The sequence below is a fragment of the Lysinibacillus sp. NPDC097195 genome, from assembly GCF_044762075.1.
Taxonomy (GTDB): Bacteria; Bacillota; Bacilli; order Bacillales_A; family Planococcaceae; genus Lysinibacillus.
This window is the reverse complement of sequence record NZ_JBIWDP010000001.1, coordinates 1343068-1362076: the sequence shown is the minus strand read 5'-3', so window position 1 is coordinate 1362076 and position 19009 is coordinate 1343068. Positions and strand designations below refer to the sequence as shown.

The 19009-nt window shown below is 37.2% G+C and carries 17 protein-coding genes; 13 read left to right on the top strand and 4 right to left on the bottom strand.

What is annotated here, in order from left to right; all coding sequences use genetic code 11:
* Positions 1-31 precede the first annotated feature (31 nt).
* Entirely contained in the window at positions 32-883 is an 852-nt protein-coding gene (locus tag ACIQXI_RS07025) for a pentapeptide repeat-containing protein (RefSeq protein ID WP_402922921.1), read from the bottom strand.
* A gap of 266 nt (positions 884-1149) precedes the next feature.
* Here ACIQXI_RS07025 and ACIQXI_RS07020 point away from each other — a divergent pair, with 266 nt between their 5' ends.
* The 8 genes from ACIQXI_RS07020 to ACIQXI_RS06985 all read left to right on the top strand — a co-directional run bounded on the left by ACIQXI_RS07020 (position 1150) and on the right by ACIQXI_RS06985 (position 9981).
* Positions 1150-2739, top strand: a complete 1590-nt coding sequence (locus tag ACIQXI_RS07020; protein ID WP_402922920.1) for a PucR family transcriptional regulator — start codon at positions 1150-1152, stop codon at positions 2737-2739.
* A 131-nt stretch (positions 2740-2870) separates the two neighbouring features.
* A complete protein-coding gene (locus ACIQXI_RS07015) occupies positions 2871-4136 on the top strand; it encodes a cytosine permease (protein ID WP_402922918.1) in 1266 nt (421 codons plus the stop codon).
* On the top strand, positions 4136-5239 hold the full coding sequence (locus ACIQXI_RS07010; protein ID WP_402922916.1) for an S-methyl thiohydantoin desulfurase family protein: 1104 nt from the start codon (positions 4136-4138) through the stop codon (positions 5237-5239). Before ACIQXI_RS07015 ends, ACIQXI_RS07010 begins: the two co-directional genes overlap by 1 nt.
* Positions 5232-6782: a hydantoinase/oxoprolinase N-terminal domain-containing protein gene (locus ACIQXI_RS07005; protein WP_402922914.1), complete on the top strand. Its 1551-nt coding sequence runs from the start codon at positions 5232-5234 to the stop codon at positions 6780-6782. Before ACIQXI_RS07010 ends, ACIQXI_RS07005 begins: the two co-directional genes overlap by 8 nt.
* Before the next feature lie 264 nt (positions 6783-7046).
* Positions 7047-7907 (top strand): patatin-like phospholipase family protein, encoded by an 861-nt coding sequence (locus ACIQXI_RS07000; protein ID WP_402922912.1) that lies wholly within the window; start codon positions 7047-7049, stop codon positions 7905-7907.
* A gap of 81 nt (positions 7908-7988) precedes the next feature.
* Positions 7989-8849, top strand: coding sequence for a LysR family transcriptional regulator (locus ACIQXI_RS06995; RefSeq protein ID WP_402922910.1), 861 nt, complete (start codon positions 7989-7991; stop codon positions 8847-8849).
* Between the two features lie 15 nt (positions 8850-8864).
* Positions 8865-9599 carry an urease accessory protein UreH domain-containing protein gene (locus ACIQXI_RS06990; protein ID WP_402922908.1) on the top strand — a complete coding sequence of 245 codons (735 nt, stop codon included), beginning with the start codon at positions 8865-8867 and terminating at the stop codon, positions 9597-9599.
* A gap of 58 nt (positions 9600-9657) precedes the next feature.
* Positions 9658-9981 (top strand): YnfA family protein, encoded by a 324-nt coding sequence (locus tag ACIQXI_RS06985; protein ID WP_402922907.1) that lies wholly within the window; start codon positions 9658-9660, stop codon positions 9979-9981.
* A gap of 202 nt (positions 9982-10183) precedes the next feature.
* Here ACIQXI_RS06985 and ACIQXI_RS06980 read toward each other — a convergent pair whose 3' ends face one another.
* The 3 genes from ACIQXI_RS06980 to ACIQXI_RS06970 all read right to left on the bottom strand — a co-directional run bounded on the left by ACIQXI_RS06980 (position 10184) and on the right by ACIQXI_RS06970 (position 13387).
* Positions 10184-10939, bottom strand: a complete 756-nt coding sequence (locus ACIQXI_RS06980; protein ID WP_402922905.1) for a class I SAM-dependent methyltransferase — start codon at positions 10937-10939, stop codon at positions 10184-10186.
* Between the two features lie 160 nt (positions 10940-11099).
* A complete protein-coding gene (gene nhaC / locus ACIQXI_RS06975) occupies positions 11100-12482 on the bottom strand; it encodes a Na+/H+ antiporter NhaC (RefSeq protein WP_402922903.1) in 1383 nt (460 codons plus the stop codon).
* A 137-nt stretch (positions 12483-12619) separates the two neighbouring features.
* Positions 12620-13387, bottom strand: a complete 768-nt coding sequence (locus tag ACIQXI_RS06970; RefSeq protein WP_402922902.1) for a sulfite exporter TauE/SafE family protein — start codon at positions 13385-13387, stop codon at positions 12620-12622.
* Positions 13388-13771: 384 nt separating this feature from the next.
* Between ACIQXI_RS06970 and ACIQXI_RS06965 the strand changes: the two genes are divergently transcribed.
* From ACIQXI_RS06965 to ACIQXI_RS06945, 5 genes are all read left to right on the top strand, one after another.
* Entirely contained in the window at positions 13772-14395 is a 624-nt protein-coding gene (locus tag ACIQXI_RS06965) for a DUF47 domain-containing protein (RefSeq protein ID WP_402922900.1), read from the top strand.
* 15 nt (positions 14396-14410) lie between these two features.
* A complete protein-coding gene (locus tag ACIQXI_RS06960) occupies positions 14411-15427 on the top strand; it encodes an inorganic phosphate transporter (RefSeq protein WP_402922899.1) in 1017 nt (338 codons plus the stop codon).
* A gap of 368 nt (positions 15428-15795) precedes the next feature.
* Complete coding sequence (locus ACIQXI_RS06955; RefSeq protein ID WP_402922897.1) at positions 15796-16494, top strand: response regulator transcription factor; 699 nt, start codon at positions 15796-15798, stop codon at positions 16492-16494.
* Positions 16491-17939: a HAMP domain-containing sensor histidine kinase gene (locus ACIQXI_RS06950; RefSeq protein ID WP_402922895.1), complete on the top strand. Its 1449-nt coding sequence runs from the start codon at positions 16491-16493 to the stop codon at positions 17937-17939. The genes ACIQXI_RS06955 and ACIQXI_RS06950 overlap by 4 nt, the downstream gene beginning before the upstream one ends.
* Positions 17936-19006, top strand: a complete 1071-nt coding sequence (locus ACIQXI_RS06945; protein WP_402922894.1) for a LolA family protein — start codon at positions 17936-17938, stop codon at positions 19004-19006. Before ACIQXI_RS06950 ends, ACIQXI_RS06945 begins: the two co-directional genes overlap by 4 nt.
* Positions 19007-19009 lie beyond the last annotated feature (3 nt).

The following is a 19009-nucleotide window of genomic DNA, read 5'->3' as shown; positions in this document are numbered from 1 at the left end:
GAAAAGGGACAGAATGAAGAGTAGAATTCTTCTAATCTGTCTCTTTTTTATTGTGCCAATGTGGTGGCATGCTTAAATAAAATGGTAGTTTTGTTTGATCGTCGCCAATGGCTGAATTGATTTGCATTTGTGTTAAAAACATCGCAGTCGAAAGATTTGCCCCACATACATTGGCATCTCGTAAATCTGCCCCTATAAAATCTGCTGCTCTTAAATCCGCATTTTGTAGATTAGTTGCGATTAAATAAGCACCTCTTAAATCTGTTGCAGTTAAATCTTTGCCCTTTAAATTCTTGCCAGTCCAGTCTGCTCCTCGACAATTAGTGTTGCGTGTATTCTTATTACCCATATTAAACTGCTTACGAATTTGTTCACTTGTCTTTAATAGTAAGTCATTTATCGGTTGGCGAATGGAAGGAATATGTAAAGCTAACAATCCCTCCACATCTAGCTTAATGAAGTTTTGCATTTTCTCTAATTGTTCAAGTAATTGTTCGGAAAAAGGCTGTGATAGGTCATAGCTAATAGCTTCATTTATGAAGGCAATCATTTCAAATAATTGCTCCATTATTGGAAATACTTGAAACATATTAGCAGCTATTTCAGGTTTACTTCGCCAATCTTGTCCACTAAAGGTTATTTGCGATACCCATTGACCTGCCCCTAAGCAATCATAAACGGTACATCCCTTAAATCCTTTGTTTCTTAGAGTATGATGTATTTGACAGCCAAAGTTAGATTGTAAGTTTGCACACGGCACACCGGCAGGTTTATTCATTGCAAAATCACTTGATGCGACAATATTTAATGCGGTACAGCATAAGCCAAAACAGTTTTGGCAATCTGCTTGCATGTTTCTACGGCTATTTTTTACTTCTACCATTGTCATTCTCCCTATGTGCTTACTAAATTTTATTATAATATTACCATAAAATAACTGTTAATGAATGTTCTTTAAAAGTTGCCAATGTAGTTTTTAGGAACGCATATAATTGTGTCAAAATAGAGTATTATGTGAACATCATGAAAAATGTCTATTTTTGAAACATTATGTCGAATGTGATACCCTTTTCCTTAAGGTACCTTCAGTAAAGATGCCAATATAGTTTAATAGTGTACAAATTTTTAACGAAGTAGTGGTGAAGAAATATGGGGGTAACAGTAAATGATTTGCTGCAATTACCATCATTTAGAGGAGCGGAAGTATTAACAGGTTACAATAATCTTAATCGAACGGTTTCCTCTTTATCTGTTTTAGAAGTTTCAGATGGAGATTTTTGTTCGAAAATCGTCCAAACAGTGCAAGAAGAGTGGTATGCTGAAGAACTCGTCATTAGTTCTTTTTATTCGATTCGAAATGGTGTTGTAAAACAATGTGAAACCATTCAATATTTACATGACCTAGGTGAATTAGGTTTAATCTTATATTATGTTGGTATTGTTTTACCGGAAATTCCTAGAGAGGTTCTGCAACTAGCTGAAGAGTTAGATTTTCTTATTATTTGCATGCCTAAAAATGATTATTCTCTAAGATATAATGAGGTCATTTATGAAGTGATGGAAACCATCATACGTAACCAAACGGTTAATGACCACTTCGTAAAGGAAACATTAGAAAAAGTGTCGTTGCTGCCAGAGCATTTAAGAAGTGTAGAAATTACGCTGAAAATGTTAGCTGATCGGTTGAAAGCAAATATAGTCTTAACCAATACGAACTTTGAAATTGTGAACCAAGTGATGTGGCCTAGAAACTCTTCCTTAGATGTAGCGAAAATTATCATGGCATTCTCACGAAATTTGGTCCGACATAAAGGTGATTTAAAGCTCTTCCATAATGAAATCGCTGGTGTGATTGAATATAAAAGTGTGCAACAAAAAAATGGTGAGCTACTGTATTTATTTCTTATTAAAGAGAATACAAAATTGCCAGCAAGAACGATTGAAAAAATTAGCGAAGTAGTACAAATGGCCATCAATCTTTGGGGTGACAAACATGATGATGTTAGCGAGTATGCGTTAGTCAAAGCAATCATTAATGATGAAAGTGATAAAATGCGACGTTTGGCAAAGGTGCTTCATATCGATGTCTCAGCTGTACAAATGATGTGGTTAGTGACCATTAATGATTTAACAAAAGAAAAAAGTATTCGCGATGAATTGGATGAACAGCTTTCAAAATATTACAAAACAAGGGTAATTCAATGCATTGATCATAGCATCATTGTGCTGGTAGGTAATTGTTTATATAAATATAATGAATTTGAAATTGCAAGTGAATTTATACAAACGACAAATTACAACGGCTATATAGAGGAAATCATTTATTCGCCGAAAATGAAAAATACGAAAGCTGTAAGACAAATGTATCAGCTAGTCAATGTTGTTGGACAAAAGGTGCATGCTATATTTCCATTGCGCAAATTGTATACAGCAGCGGAAATAAGATCGATGAAAAGAGCGATAGATTTAAGTAAACAAGGGGAAGAAATGATTGAAGAATACTTATCAGTCATTGAACCTATATTAGACGATAAAGAATCATTAAGAACTTTAATGACATTTCTCTTAGATGCTAATGGAAATTTTGAAGACTGTAGCAAGATTTTGTTTATTCATAAAAATACAGTTAAATATCGCATTAAAAAAATAAGTGAATTGATTGGTAATGATGTCACAATTTACTCGGAGTTTTACGATGTCTATATGGCTTGTATGCTTTACCGCTTAATAAATGATTAAAAGAGTCTGAAATTTTGTTCAAATTGACAAAATTTCAGATTCTTTTTTTTATTTATGAAAAAGACGTACCTTCACCGTTTCTCTTATAATTAGATTCATTCAAGAAACAAGGTAATAGAAGGAGGCATTTTATGAGAAACGATAGCAACGAGCAGTCCTGGTATAGTTTAGGTATTATTTGGGCTGGCGCGATGATTTGTATACCGAGCTTACTAGTAGGGAACACACTCATTTCAAGTATGACTTTACCGATGGCACTTGCCGTAGCATTAGTTGGTTATACAATTGTAGTCATCATTATGGTTTTGCAAGGTATGCAAAGCAGTGATTTAGGAAAGCCAACCGTCCATATTGCGGGACAAGTATTTGGTAAAAAAGGGTCACGTACAATATTATCCATTATTTTAGCGATTGCCTGCTTAGGTTGGTTTGGTATTCAAGCCAATGTTTGTGGGGTAGCGGTAGTGAATTTATTAGCACATTTTCATATCAATATCCCTACACCATTCGCTTCTTTTCTAAGTGGATTGGTAATGGTCATTTCAGCAATTTATGGCATGAAAGTGCTACGTGTATTAAGTTATATTGCAGTGCCATTATTAGTTATCATTTGTGCAATTGGCTTAGTCCAAACATTAACGGGAGACCATCTGCAAATTATCTTAGACTACAAACCACAACAAACGATGAGTTTTATGGATGGCTTAGCCGTTACAATTGGTTCATTTGCTTTAGGAGCCGTAATAGCGGGTGACTATTCGCAATTTTCGAAAAAACGTGAGGATGTAGTGAAAGCGGCAACTTTTGGTATTATCCCAGCTGGTATTTTAATGATTGGCGTTGGCGCTGTATTAACAATTGCTTATCAAACAAGTGATATTACAGCGGTCTTTTTAAATATAGCCACACCATTTATTGGCGGCGTGGCGTTAATTTTAGCGACATGGAAAACCAATTTGGTCAATGCCATTTCCGGAGGGATTGCCTTAATTAATGTCTTTAACGTTTCAAAGGAAAAAGAAAAACTAGCAATTGGTATTGCTGGCACAGTTGGCACAATATTAGCTGTTGTAGGTATTCTTAATTACTTTACACCGATTATGTCGGTATTATCAGCGATGATTCCACCTGTAGCAGGTGTGATGATTGCATCCTATTGGGTGTTGAATAAAGGTAATAAAAATAGTTGGCATGAGGTAGAGGGCGTAAATCGCTTAGGTGTTTTTGCATGGCTGGCGGGTGCAGTTATTGCTTGTGCTCCAGTTGTTTGTTCCATTTTCCCAGCATTACCTCAAATACCGAATCAGCCATTAATAGGAATCGTTATTTCATTCGTTATTTATTATGTAGGACATCGTATCACAGTACAAAAATCAATACTATTGGAGGAAAACTGATGAGATATTTAGATAAAGAAGCCATTGAAAATATTGCAATTGGCGCAGCATTTTTAGGTACTGGTGGCGGAGGAGATCCATACATTGGTAAGCTTATGGCGTTATCTGCTATTGAAAAAAATGGGCCAGTACAATTGTATTCTGTAGAGGAAATTGCAGACGAGGACTTTTTTATACCTGCTGCAATGATGGGGGCGCCTTCTGTTTTAGTCGAGAAGTTTCCACGTGGCGATGAATTTGTGAAGGTTTTCCAAAAGCTTGCACAGTACTTAGGAAAAGACAAAATTGCCGGGACGTACCCAATGGAAGCCGGTGGGGTCAACTCTATGATTCCGATTGTCGTAGCTGCACAATTGGGATTACCACTAATTGATTGTGATGGTATGGGGCGTGCCTTTCCAGAATTACAAATGGTGACTTTCCATTTGGATGGAATTTCAGCAACGCCGATGGCCATTACCGATGAAAAAGGCAATATTGGTATTTTTGAAACAATCGATAATAAATGGACAGAACGTTTAGCGCGTACAGCGACAGTCGAAATGGGTGCAAGTGCTTTAGTGAGCTTATATCCTACAACTGGTGCACAAATGAAGAAAAGTGGTGTGCATCACATCATTACCCTTTCTGAAAAAATCGGTGAAATTATTGCGTCCAAAAATAAAGAAGTAAATGATAAGCTGCAAGAATTATTAAATCTTGTATCAGGCTTTGAATTATTCCAAGGGAAAATTGTCGATGTTATACGAGAAACTAAAGGTGGCTTTAACCTAGGCAAAATGAACCTTGAAGGCATTGATATGAATAAAGAACAACAAATGAAGGTGCATTTCCAAAACGAAAATCTCATTGCTGAAAAAAATGACCAAGTCATTGCCATGACGCCGGATTTAATTTGTTTAGTAGACTATGAAACATTACTACCAGTTACAACAGAAAGTTTGAAATACGGTAAACGTGTGCGCGTAATCGGCTTGCCTGCTAATGACAAATGGCGTACGGCAAAAGGGATTGAAACAGCAGGTCCAAAATATTTTGGCTATGATTATGACTATGAGCCAATTGAAGAGATCGTCAAAAAGGGGGTAACAAAACATGTATAAAATTGGAATTGATGTAGGGGGCACAAATACAGACGCCATTCTATTAGATAACAATAATCAGTTGATTCATAGTGTGAAATCACCAACAAGCTTAGATATTAAAACAGGGATTGAAACATCTTTACGCAATTTATTGCAAGATTTAGCAATTGATAAATCACAAATTAGTCATGCGATGTTAGGCACAACACAATGTACGAACGCTATTGTAGAGCGTAAAAAACTAGCGAAAGTCGGCGTTATTCGTCTTGGTTATCCTGCAACGGCATCGGTATTGCCTTATACGGCTTGGCCGCAAGATATGGTTGACAACCTATCAGGCAATTATGCGCTAGTGCATGGCGGTTATGAATATGATGGACAAGTTTTAAGTCAGCTTGACGAAGATGAAATTCGCTTGCTATTAGAGGGCTGGCGTCAACAAGTAGAATCGATCGCGGTAGTAGGTGTCTTTTCTTCTATTAAAAATGATCAAGAATTGAAAGTCCGTGATATCATCCAGCAAGTGTATGGAGAAGAGTTTCCTATTTCTTGTTCTTCATTGATTGGGTCAGTTGGCTTAATTGAACGTGAAAATGCAACCATTTTAAATGCGGCGCTTTGTAAGGTAATTGAAACAACGACACAAGGTTTTGTGCATGCATTGCAAGCAGAGGGAATTAGTAATGTAGAAGTGTATTTATGTCAAAACGATGGTACGTTGATGTCCATTGATTATGCAAAACAATTCCCAATTTTAACAATTGCGTGCGGACCGACAAACAGTATTCGTGGTGCTTCTTATTTATCACAAATTAAAAATACGATGGTATTGGATGTTGGCGGCACAACTTCTGATATTGGCGTCCTGCAAGATGGATTTCCAAGAGAATCGTCTGTCGCTGTAGAAGTCGGTGATATTCGTACAAACTTTAGAATGCCTGATATTATTTCAGTTGGTTTAGGTGGAGGTAGTATTGTTCGTGTCAACGATGGCAAGATTACCGTAGGACCAGATAGTGTTGGCTATAAAATTAGTCAAGAGGCACTTGTTTTTGGCGGTGACACACTAACAGCAACAGATATTGCAGTTCGTTTAGGCCTTGCAGATGTAGGAGACCGCCGTTTAGTAGCCCATCTTGATGAAGCATTTGCTAAAGAAGTGCAAAATGTCATGGCATCGTTACTGGAGCATGCCATTGATAAAATGAAAACTTCATCAGAAGATGTACAACTCGTGTTAGTCGGCGGGGGCGGTGTCATTGTGCCTGAAACATTGCGAGGAGTTGCTAACATTATTAAAAATGAACATGGTAGTGTTGCCAATGCGATTGGTGCCTCCATTGCTCAAATTAGTGGACAATATGAACAGATTTATATTTATGCAAAAGAACCGCGTGAAGAATCGTTAAAAGATGCGCAACATAAAGCAGTCAAGCAAGCGGTTTTAGCAGGCGCGCTTGAAGAGACAATTGAATTAGTGGAAGTGGAAGAAACACCACTTGCTTATCATCCAGAAAACGCCACAAGATTAAAAGTAAAAGTTGTTGGCAAAATGGCTTAACAAAGGAGTTACCTTTCAATAGGTCCTTCATAGACTATAGACAAACTCGATTAGTAGCGAGATTGTCTATAGTCTTTTTATGTAGTCGTTAAATGCAGTAAGCGCGGGGAAGGTAGCTTATATAGCAAGTGAAATCCCCGAAAAACTTAGCAGAACCTTTAGAATAATAATTGCAAGGGCGCGAAATAATCTTCGAAAATAAATAAGAAAGTCTACGCTAATTGCGGTAAACTAAAAGGAACGATAGAGGGAAAGAGTGATCGCATGTTACAAGTAAATGTGGAGGATTCAAGTTTAATATTAGAAGGCGGGACGTTTCGTACACTATTTACATCCGGTGTACTGGATGCTTTTTTAGAGCATGATATTATGATGCCTTATGTTGTCGCTATTTCAGCAGGTGCCATTAATGCCTGTTCCTATGTGTCACAGCAAAAGGAGCGTTCCTTACGAGTACTAATGGATTATCGCCATGATAAACGTTATATGGGATGGAAAAACTTTTTAAAGGAAAAGAGCTTATTTGGCTTAGATTTTGCCTATAATGTGATTCCCAATGAGCTAGATATTTTTGACTGGGATACATACAAGCAATATGAAGGGACATTACTTTTTGGCGTAACGAATGCAGCGACTGGGCAAGTAGAATATATGGATGCTCGGGAAATGGATCGCCACTGCATGATGTTGCGTGCAACATGTGCCATCCCTATCCTATTCCCTGAAATAAAACTGAATAATACGCCCTATTACGATGGTGGTTTAGCGGAGCCCATTCCAATACTTCATGGTGTCGAACAAGGCTTTCACAAGCATGTCCTTGTGCTGACAAGACCTAAAGGTTATCGTAAACAACTAGATCGGCAAAGTAAGTGGGCGATGAAACTGTTAGCAAAACGCTATCCAAATCTAGTAAAAAGTATGCAAAAGCGTGCAGAACATTATAATGCCTCACTAGAGTATTGCGAAAAGCTAGAGGCTCAAGGACAAGCATTTATTTTTCGCCCAACACAAGCACTGAATAGCTTTGAGAAAAATCCAGAGCAAATGCGTAAAAATTACGATATGGGCTATGAACAAGCAAAACACCAAATAGAAGCATTAAAGTATTTTCTAAACACATAGAGCATAATGGAGTAGGCGAGAGATCTATTATGATCCAATACATTTCGATAGCATAAATAAAAAATAAAAGAGGCGTAGTCTATGGAAACAGAATGGTTACGTACGTTTATCATTGCAGCAAAAACAGAGAATTTTCGTGAGACGGCAGAAAGGCGCTTTATTACACAATCGACGGTTTCTAAACACATCCAACATCTTGAGAAAGAATTACAAACTTCTCTTTTTGAACGGCATGCCAAACATGTAAAATTAAATCATCTAGGCGCGCACTTTTTACGGCAAGCTGAAATCGTAGTGGCGACCGTTGATAAAGCATTACAAAGTACACAATCTTTGAAAAGAGGCTTTACATCACAATTAACGATTGGGGTAGCGCCTCAAATTGCCAATTCAACACTACCGGCTATTATTGAAAATTTTCAACATCAAAAACCCGCCATTCAACTTTCAATTGAACTGCTAAAATCCAATGAAATCGGAGAAGCGGTTTATGCAGGAGCTGTTGATATTGGATTATCGAAACTTAAGTCAACACGTGATGTGCATACGAAAATACTAGCTAAAGAGCCACTTCAACTCATCGTACCAATGGGCAAAAAATGTATAGATCCAATGAAGCTTTTACAGCAAGAAACAATTTTAACCCATGAATATGCGCCATATTGGCAAGAAGTACAGCGTGTGCTGCAGCACTTACCAAGCTATAAGAGCATGCAGTTAAATCAAACAGAAGCGATAAAGAATTTTGTCAGGCATGGTTTGGGCATTGCCTTTTTACCGAAAAGTGTGATTGAATCTGCCTATCATGAGCAATCGCTTCATAGCTATTCGGTAAACGAGTTTTCACATATTGTGTCAAACACTTATTTTTTAAGTAAATATGTAACGGCAGATATCGAAGCATTTTTGGCGAATTGCGATGCCATATATAAAAACAGGTGATAAGCAGGTGAGCGTGTGTATCGATTCATATCAGATATTAGTCAAATCGTCAGTGGACCAATCACTTTATTTTTAAATTCCTACGAACATTCTCCACTTATTATCGCATTGCTACTAGGATTAGTTGGAGCGCTCGCCCCATGTCAATTAACTGGTAATTTGAGTGCCATTACGTTCTATGGTAATCGAACGATTCAAATGAAAGATAATATCGGCGAAGTATTATTTTTTATCATGGGTAAAGTCGTTGTCTTTAGTTGTATTGGTTTAGGTGCTTGGCTATTTGGACAATCATTTGAAACGACCATGACGAGTTACTTTCCTATTTTTCGAAAAGCAATTGGGCCCATGATGTTGTTGACGGGTCTTGTCCTATTGAACATTTTAAAATTAACATGGTTGCATCAACTTTCCACACATATTCCACCTGTATTAAAAGAAGGAAAACTTGGTTCATTTATAATGGGGTCTTGTTTTGCCATTGCCTTTTGCCCAACTATGTTTGTGTTATTTTTCGTTTGGCTTATGCCTACAGTCGTTACAACGCCATATGGGTTTATTTTGCCAGCAATTTTTGGCGTTGCAATGTCCTTGCCCTTAATGGTGATGCTGACACTTTTTTATTTGTTTGATGCAAAACGTATCATTATGAAATCAAGCATGAAAATGGCAAGAGTTATACAAATCATTGCGGGTGTAGTATTAATAATGATTGGCCTAACAGATACAATTACATATTGGGCATCATAACAGGGTGGCCTGTTTTTATTAAAAAAGTACTAAAAAAATATAGGGAGAATATGAAGTAATGGTTTACGCAACTATTTTATTTATCATAGCAGGTATTGGTGAAATTGGCGGAGGCTATCTAATCTGGCTTTGGCTAAGGGAAGGGAAACCCTTTTATTGGGGTATTTTAGGCGGTGTGGCATTAGCATTATATGGTGTCGTAGCAACGTTTCAATCATTCCCGACATTCGGTAGAGTCTATGCAGCGTACGGAGGGGTCTTTATTGTGCTGTCCGTATTATGGGGCTGGGGAGTAGATAAACAAAAGCCAGATATGTTAGATGTAATGGGTGCAGGCATTTGTATCATAGGGGTTATCGTCATGTTATGGCCCCGTACATAAGATTGAAACGCAAAAGTGTTAGATTGATTACGATCAATCTAACACTTTTTTGCTATGAACGTTTTGGTGGGCTACGGTGGAACTTGCTAAACGTTTTGTGGCGATTGCAGAACATTTTGTGGCGATTACACCTAATTTAATGGCGATACATGGACATTTCCTGGCGATTAATGACGGGAGTGTTATGTCCTAACTCGTTTAGCTATTTCGTCGCCACAAAACGTAAACGCCAATAATCAGCAATCCATTGTTTATTTTGATAATTGGTTGGTTTTAACAGTTCTTCACATTTCGCATATACTAGCTCCTTGTCATGGTCACTTAAATGCTGGAGGATGTTGTTGGAAAACATCACTAACCAATTACGTAAACCATCTTCACCTTGAAGAGGGGTCGGACGTTCATATAGCGTCAACATTTGCACGGTGAAGCCCGCTTTTTCGAGCATTGCTTGATATTCTTCAGCTGCAGGGAAAAACCAAGGGAAATCTTGCTCCTTATAGGGTAACTGAAGCTCTTCCATACTATTTCGAAGTGCTTCAACGATGGAAGCGATATTTCCTTGTCCACCCATTTCTGCGACAAAACGTCCATGTTGTTTGAGTGCACGATAAATATTGGCAATCACTTGCTCTTGTTGTTTCATCCAATGAAGAGCGGCATTGGAAAAGACCGCGTCAAATTGATTGGTGTAATCCATAGTAGCGGCATCTTGTGTATTGAACGCAAGCTGTGGATATTTTTGTTGTGCACTAAGAATCATTTCATGTGATGCATCAATTCCCGTTACTCTAGCGCCAGTACTAGCTATTTCATTTGCTAGATCGCCTGTGCCACAGCCTACATCTAAAATCTGCTCCTGTTGTAGCGGTGCAAGTAAGTCCACTAAGTTTGCTCCGAATTTTGATACAAAGTCGTGCTTTTGATCGTAAAGACTGGCATTCCATTGAGTTGTCATGAGTAATCCTCTCCTTTGTTTTTAGCATAACAAAGGACTTGATAGAACGAAAATGCAATAAAATGGTTGTTTTGATTCCAATTTGGAATGATAAAAATAAAAAAGAATCTACTAGCATCACAATATACGTAGTATGCTAGTAGATTCAATAAAGTACAGTTTATTTTTCAAGTTTTGTTAACGTCTTACCACTCCAACCAAAAGCAATCGTTAAGATGGGGCCAAGTAAACAGAAGAAGGTAAATGGTAAATAAGTAGTCGTAGGGATATCTAGGACACTAGCAATAAAAATACCACACACGCTCCAAGGAACGAGAGGATTAACAACAGTACCAGCATCCTCCATTACACGGGATAAATTTTTGGGTGCCAGTCCAACTTTTGCAAACTGTGCTTTAAATGCTTCTCCCGTAAGTAAAATAGATAAATATTGTTCGCCGATTAATGTGTTGACGCCAATACCTGTAAGCGCGGCACCTGTAATTACGGAACCTGCACTCGTAAATAAGCTTTCAATTTTTGCTAAAATACTTTGGATAATTCCGAGCGTAAATAGTAGTCCGCCCATTGTTAAAGCAAGTAATACAAGCGCTATCGTAAAGAGCATACTATTCAAGCCGCCGCGCGTAAGCAGTGCATCTACATCCTTATTACCTGTATTGGACACATAGCCATTAAAAAGCATGTCAAATACATGGGAAAGGGCAAGTGGTTCTTGGACGTAAGCAAGCCCAACCCCGACAATGGAAACAACTGCAAGAGTAATAAGTGCGGGTGCTTTATAAAGTGTCATAATAACAAGTACGACGATTGGTAGCAATGTATACCAATGAATAAGACCTGTAGAAAGTAATCCTGTTTTAAATTGTTCAACTGTTTCAAAAGATGTATTGGTGTCAGTTGGTGATAATACGGCGTACAAGACAAATGAGATTATAAAGGCAGGGATTGTTGTCCACCCCATATTCTTAATATGCTCAAAAAGATCTACACCTACTGTTCCAGATGCTAGATTCGTTGTATCGGATAGGGGTGACATTTTATCGCCAAAAAAGGCACCAGACACAATTGCACCTGCAGTGATGGCTAATGAAATATCCATTGCACCGGCGATTCCCGTAAAGGCAACGCCAACTGTAGCAACAGTTGTTAATGAACTACCAACAGAGATACCAACAATGCTACAAATAAGAAAAACGATGGCAAAGAAAAAGCTAGGTGAAACAGTTAAAAAGCCATAATAAATGAGTGTAGGAATCGTACCACCCATAATCCAACTAGAAATTAATATACCAATAAAGAAGAAAATAAAGACTGCGCCTAAACCGGCACTAGCTCCAGCAATCATCCCAGATTCTAGTTCGCGGAAGGGGACTTTTTTTAGTAAACCATATGCAATTAAAATTGAAATAACAAGGATAATTGGAATATGGGGTGTTGCCTGTAAATAGCCAATACTAACTGCCATTGTGGCAATAATTAAAAGTGTAATGAAACAAGCCTCAATAAATCGAGGGTTACTTTTTGCTTCAATGCGAAACATATGAATCCTCCTAACAAATACTTTTGCGCTTCGATGCGTTGAAGCATAAAAGTATTATAGCACGCTAACAACTAATGTCAATTGATTGAAAATTCTAACAAATAAAAAGACAACGAAAACAATCGCTGTCTTTTTATTTAATGTGAACCGAAATAATCCCATGCATTTTTCACTATCAATACACAAGTCATCACAATAAATATCATACGCATTAAATTTGTACCACGTGTTAAGGCAAATTTAGAACCTAAAATTGCCCCAAAAATCATTACGAAGCCCATCGGTAAACCGTACAGAAAATTAACTTGTCCTAATACTAAAAACATACTAAGAGCAGCTAAATTCGATGTGAAATTAAAGGCTTTGGCATTGCCTGCGGCTTGTAAAAAGTCATTGCCCATCATCAATAATATGAAAATGAAAAAAGAGCCTGTTCCTGGGCCAAAAAATCCATCGTAAAAGCCAATTGCAGCAAAAGCACAAAGGAAGCCAAGCTTTTTGCCAGCACTTAAAATGCGCTCTGTAGCATTTTGTCCCCAATCTTTTTTTAATAGGGTATAAGTTGCTACTAGTACGAGCATAACAAGCATAAGTGGTTTTAAAATAGATGGCGACACAAGATGTACGGTGTAAGCACCAATTAATGAGCCAATAAAAATAAAGGGTAAAATTTTCCCGATTTGTTTAAAGTCTACTTTACCTGCTCTTAAAAATGTGAGCATACTCGTTCCGTTACTAATCGTATTGGCAAGCTTGTTTGTGGCAATGGCTGTACTTGGTGGTAGGCCAACCGCCATTAAAGCAGGTAATGAAATCAACCCTCCGCCACCGACAATGGCATTCAAAAAGGATGCGATAAAGCCAAGTACTAATAATGTTGCTAGTGAAAGTAAATTTAAATCCATAAGGTGAACCACATCCTATTATATTATTGCTTTGATGTAAGCGTACTGTGAATGGCTAAAAATAACAATGGTGTTTCCTTATTTTTTTGTGAAAATGCCGTTTACAATTCCTTTACATTGTAAAAATAAAAGAAAAATATTTTTTCAAGTATTTTTATAAAAATAAAAGAAAAAATGTTACATTTCACAGCAAAAAACGTGTTTTTAATAGAAGATTTCCAACGTTTGTAACTTGTTAAAGGGTGTTAGGAAGAATTGTGACGAAATTTATATTACATTATTGTAAATTCAATTTATTTATCTTTAAAGTTATGTAGAATTATGTAAAGGTTTTGTTATGATAGTTGCAGCAATCGACAATATTTAATCAACAGGAGGAACACCATGTTCAACTCAAGTAAGCAAGATCCATTTTTTCAAGCATTATTAAAAATCTCTCAAAATGTGAAAGAAGGCATTTACTACGCACATAACGCGCGTATTCAAGATAATATTGATGCTTTGAAAGAAATTACCGATACAATGAAACAGTATGAAACTAGCGGTGATAAATTAATTCATGAGTTAATCGTTATGCTTAATAAGTCATTTATGACACCGATTGAACGTGAAGATATTTTAGCACTTGCTAATAAATTAGATGATGTTATCGATGGTATGGAAGGCTGTATTGCTCACTTTAATATGTATAACTTAACGGAAGTGACCGAGCCAATGCGCCAATTCCTTACTTACATTGCAAAAAGTACGGATGAAATGGTACAAGCGATGGAGCTATTAAATAGTAAAAAGCTTGTTGAAATGCGTAAACATGCCATTCAAATCAAAGACTATGAGCGTGAATGTGATGAAATTTTCCGTTCTTCCATGAAACAGTTATTTATTCAAGAAAAAGATCCAATGCGCATTATTGTCTTCAAAGATATTTACGAACAATTTGAAGATATTGCAGATTGCTGCCAAACCGTAGCTAATACAATTGAAACAATAATTATGCGAAATGCGTAAGATGGAGTGTACTAAATGGATACGATATTACTGATTACAATATTAGTCGTTATATTCGCACTAGTATTCGACTTTATTAACGGCTTCCATGATACAGCCAACGCTATTGCGACATCTGTATCAACGCGTGCATTAAAGCCTCGTACAGCCGTCTATATGGCTGCGGTTATGAACTTTATTGGTGCGATTACGTTTGTTGGCGTTGCGAAAGCATTAACGAAAGATATTGTTGACCCGTTTACGTTAAATACTTATGACGGAGATATTACAGGCTCAGTCGTTATTTTGGCTGCTTTACTGTCAGCTATTACTTGGAACTTATTAACGTGGTATTTTGGTATACCTTCTAGTTCCTCACATACATTAATTGGTTCAGTTGCTGGGGCAGCGATTGCAGCAGCAGGCTTTGGTATTCTCAATTACACAGGCTTCATTAAAATCATTCAAGCACTTATCTTCTCACCATTACTTGCATTTGCTGCTGGTTTTTTAATGATGTCACTCTTTAAAGTCATTTTTAAAGATATGAATTTATATCGTACAAATAAAGGGTTCCGAACGATGCAAATTGGTACAGCGGCCCTTCAATCATTTACACATGGTACGAATGACGCGCAAAAGGCAATGGGGATTATTACACTTGCCTTAATCGCCGGAGGATTGCACCAAGGCGATGATATACCATTTTGGGTACGTTTTGCAGCTGCCTGTGCGATGGGTCTAGGAACATCGGTAGGTGGTTACAAAATTATTAAAACTGTTGGCGGGAAAATAATGAAAATTCGCCCTGTTAATGGTGTGGCAGCAGACTTAGCATCTGCTTCAATTATTTTCGGTGCAACATTAATCCATTTACCTGTATCCACTACACACGTTATTTCATCTTCTATTATGGGTGTTGGGACAGCACATCGTGTAAAAGGTGTAAAATGGGGCATGGCACGTAAAATTGTGACGACTTGGGTTATTACAATGCCGATTTCAGCAGTAATGGCTGCTACAATTTACTATATCTTAAGCTTATTTTTCTAACATAGATTGAAGGAATGCACAACATGCGTGCATTACACATAGACAGAAGGTATCAAGTAGTTTTTGTACTTGATGCCTTTTGTCATTTTTTTACCCCAAATCCTTGAAGCTACGGACAGTACGGAATGGTTGTTGCTTTCTTATGTATCTATGAAAAAGCGTCTGCCATTGTGGAAATTAACGCCAACAGTATAATGGAGTTTGCCCTACAGACAAGAATGTACAACATATGTACATTCTTTTTTTTGTTTAGTTTTTAATTTGCCCTTGTTAATACAAGAAAGTCCATCTATGGTAATTATAAAGAAAGTATAAAGTTCAGAAGAAATCCATGAATTCATTGTAAGGTTAGTACAGGAGGAAAATAGATGAGTGAAAAGCTATTACTAATTGAAGATGATCCTGCAATAGGACGCATTGTTAAAGATACGCTAGTACAAGAAGGATATGAAGTCACTTGGGCTACAACCGGTTTAGAGGGACTAGCAGATTTTCAAGCACAACCATTTGATTTAGTATTAGTCGATTGGATGCTACCTGAAATGGATGGACTTAAGGTTTGCCAAAATATTCGTTGGGAAAGTGATGTACCCATTCTCATGATGAGCGCTCGTAAAGAAGAAGCTGATAAGGTTGAGGGTTTACAAGGTGCTGATGATTATTTAGCGAAGCCTTTTAGCTTAGCAGAATTAAAGGCACGAGTTGCTTCGCATCTACGTAGATGGCAACGCTATAAAAGAATAGAAATGACAGAACACGTTGCAACATTTGCATTTGGCTTAACAATTGATTGGCAAAAAGAAATAACGACCCTTCAAAATTATGAACTTACCTTAACACAAAAGGAATTTGCCCTTTTAAAACTACTGGCGAAAAACCCAGGTCAAACATTTACTAAGGAAGAGCTATATCAGCATATTTGGCAACAGGCAAGTGTAGATGAAACGCATACAGTCACCGTACATATTAAAGCACTGCGGGAAAAACTACAGGATCCTGTTAAAACACCACATTATATTCAAACCGTTTGGGGTAAGGGCTACCGCTTTATTGGAGAACCATTATGAAAATTAAAACTTGGTTACTCATTATGTTTTTCATCGTCATGATTGTACCAATAGGCGGTGCCTTTGGCTTATATATGTGGATTAATGCCTATTATCATGACAAAAGCTTTGCAGAATATATGGAAAAATGGATTGAACTAAATCACGTTAAAAGCATTCTTAACAATCCAGAATTATATGCAAATAATACTGATTTTCAGGAGGTAAAGGTACTTACCAGTGATCAACTTGCCATAACGTTGTACTCTAAATCAGGTTTTGTTTATTATTCGTCGAATCCTTTGAACGCGGGGTTTGTTTCAAGAGAAATCATTTGGAAAAACTTATATGAGTTACAGCAAAAATACAATGCCTTTACATACAAAGAACCCGTCTATCAAAAAGGTGAATTAGTTGGTATATATGAAATTCAATTAGTGAGGAAGGATTGGGTTAAAGGTGTAGAGAAGCGTTCTTGGCTTGTCATTGCAAGTATCATTACATTATTTCTAGCAATATATACGACAGTGATTCTGTTACTTAATCGTAAATTGAATCGACCTTTACATGAGTTCATGCAACAAATGCAAGCATTTGGCAAAGGACAACATGTTGAAACTGCTATTGCTACAAGAAAAGATGAAATTGGGGAACTTGCAAACACTTTCCTGAGTATGCAGAGTGAGATTGAAAAAGCGCGTTTACATTTAAAAGAAGAACAGCAACAAAAGGAACTTATGATTGCTAGTATTTCACATGATTTAAAAACACCATTAACGTCCATTCAAGCATATGCAGAAAGCTTACAAAATCCTTTACTCTCCACTCAGATACAGGAGGAGTATCGTAATGTGATTTTAACGAAGGCTGTGGACATGAAGGAAATGCTAGAAGATTTACTAATGTATACATTACTTCAATCTACAAACTATGAAGTATCTCTTGTTCAAGTAGAAGGCCAGGAATTTTTTGATATGGCCATTTCTGAATATGAGCCAATTTGTCAAAGTAAAGGATTTTCACTGCGTACGTTATGTGATGTAGAGGGGGCATATGCTGTACATCCTTCACAAATGCAACGGGTCATTGATAACTTAATGAGCAATGCCACACACTTTGGAACATTGGGTTCTACGATTGGGTTAGCAGCTATTAGTAATCGAAAACTCGACTGGGGCTTTGATTTTGTCAATGCCGCTCTTTGCGAAAAGGACGGAATGTATTTAATCGTTCAAAACAGTGGAGCGGGCGTCTGTGAACAAGAAATTAATCAATTGTTTGAACCACTGTATCAATCAGATTATGCAAGAACTAAGACAGGACAAAGAGGTACGGGGCTTGGTCTTAGCATAGCGAAACAAATTATAGAGAAACATGGTGGAACGATAAACATGGTATCACAACAAGGTGTTGGGACAGCCGTTCTTTGCTGGCTACCACCTTACAAAGGAGCAGATAAACAATGAACTGGCAACCTTCAGTACGTCTAGGAGGAATAATTGCACTACTGACTATTAGTTTAGTTGGTTGCAATCCAGAGGCATCCTATTCCCCACAGGAGATTATTGACCAAGCATTACAGGAAACAAAAGAGCTAGAGAGCTATTATGGTGAATATAAATGGGATATGGGCAAAACTGGGATCGCTACAGTAAAAGAGTGGATGAAGGACGGTAAGCGGCGAATCGAAATGTCTTTTAATGATGATGATATCATTGCAGTCAATGATGGAAAGCAAATTACTACCTATAGCAAAAAGGAAAATACGGGTTCCATTATGGCATTTGAAAATGGAGAATTAGAAGAGTTTATGGGTGCTTCAGCAAAAGATAGTGCCCAAGTTTTATTGAATTTTGTGAAAGACTCTCATGATATTGCAATCGCAGGTGAAGAAAAAATTGCAGGCAGAGATGCTTATCACATTACAGCGAAAGCGCAAAAAAAGAATACATTACTAGGCGACATTGAAGTGTGGATTGATAAAAAAACGTGGTTGACGTTAAAAACAATTACGACGAACGGAGGCAATGTGGCGCAACAAGAATATACGAAGCTTGAAATAAATAAGAAAATCGATGATGCGTTGTTTGCTTATGACATACCAAAAGGTGCAACTATTGAAGAAATGGATACAGTAGATCAGACTGAACCTACTACAATAGATGAGGTGAAAAAACAGCTTGGTGATTTTTTAATGGTTCCTGAAGATAATGGGTTGACGCTATCAACGATACTAGATATGAAAGTAGAAGAACGTCCAGAATTTTCTTTTGAATATGAAAAAGTGGAGCAACCTGCATTTTCAGTCTCAGTTTATAAAGTAGTGAGTAATTTTACTACATTCGGTGGTGATTTGGTGAATGAAGAAGGTATAGATGTACGAGGGAAAAAAGGGACATTTATGGATTTCGGAGATCGTTTTGTTATTAGTTGGTATGAAAATGGTTACCAATACAGCATTCTAACTGAAAATCCTGAATTTACGAAAGAAGAAATACTTGCATATGCAGAGGAAATGACGATTGTTCAGTGAGGT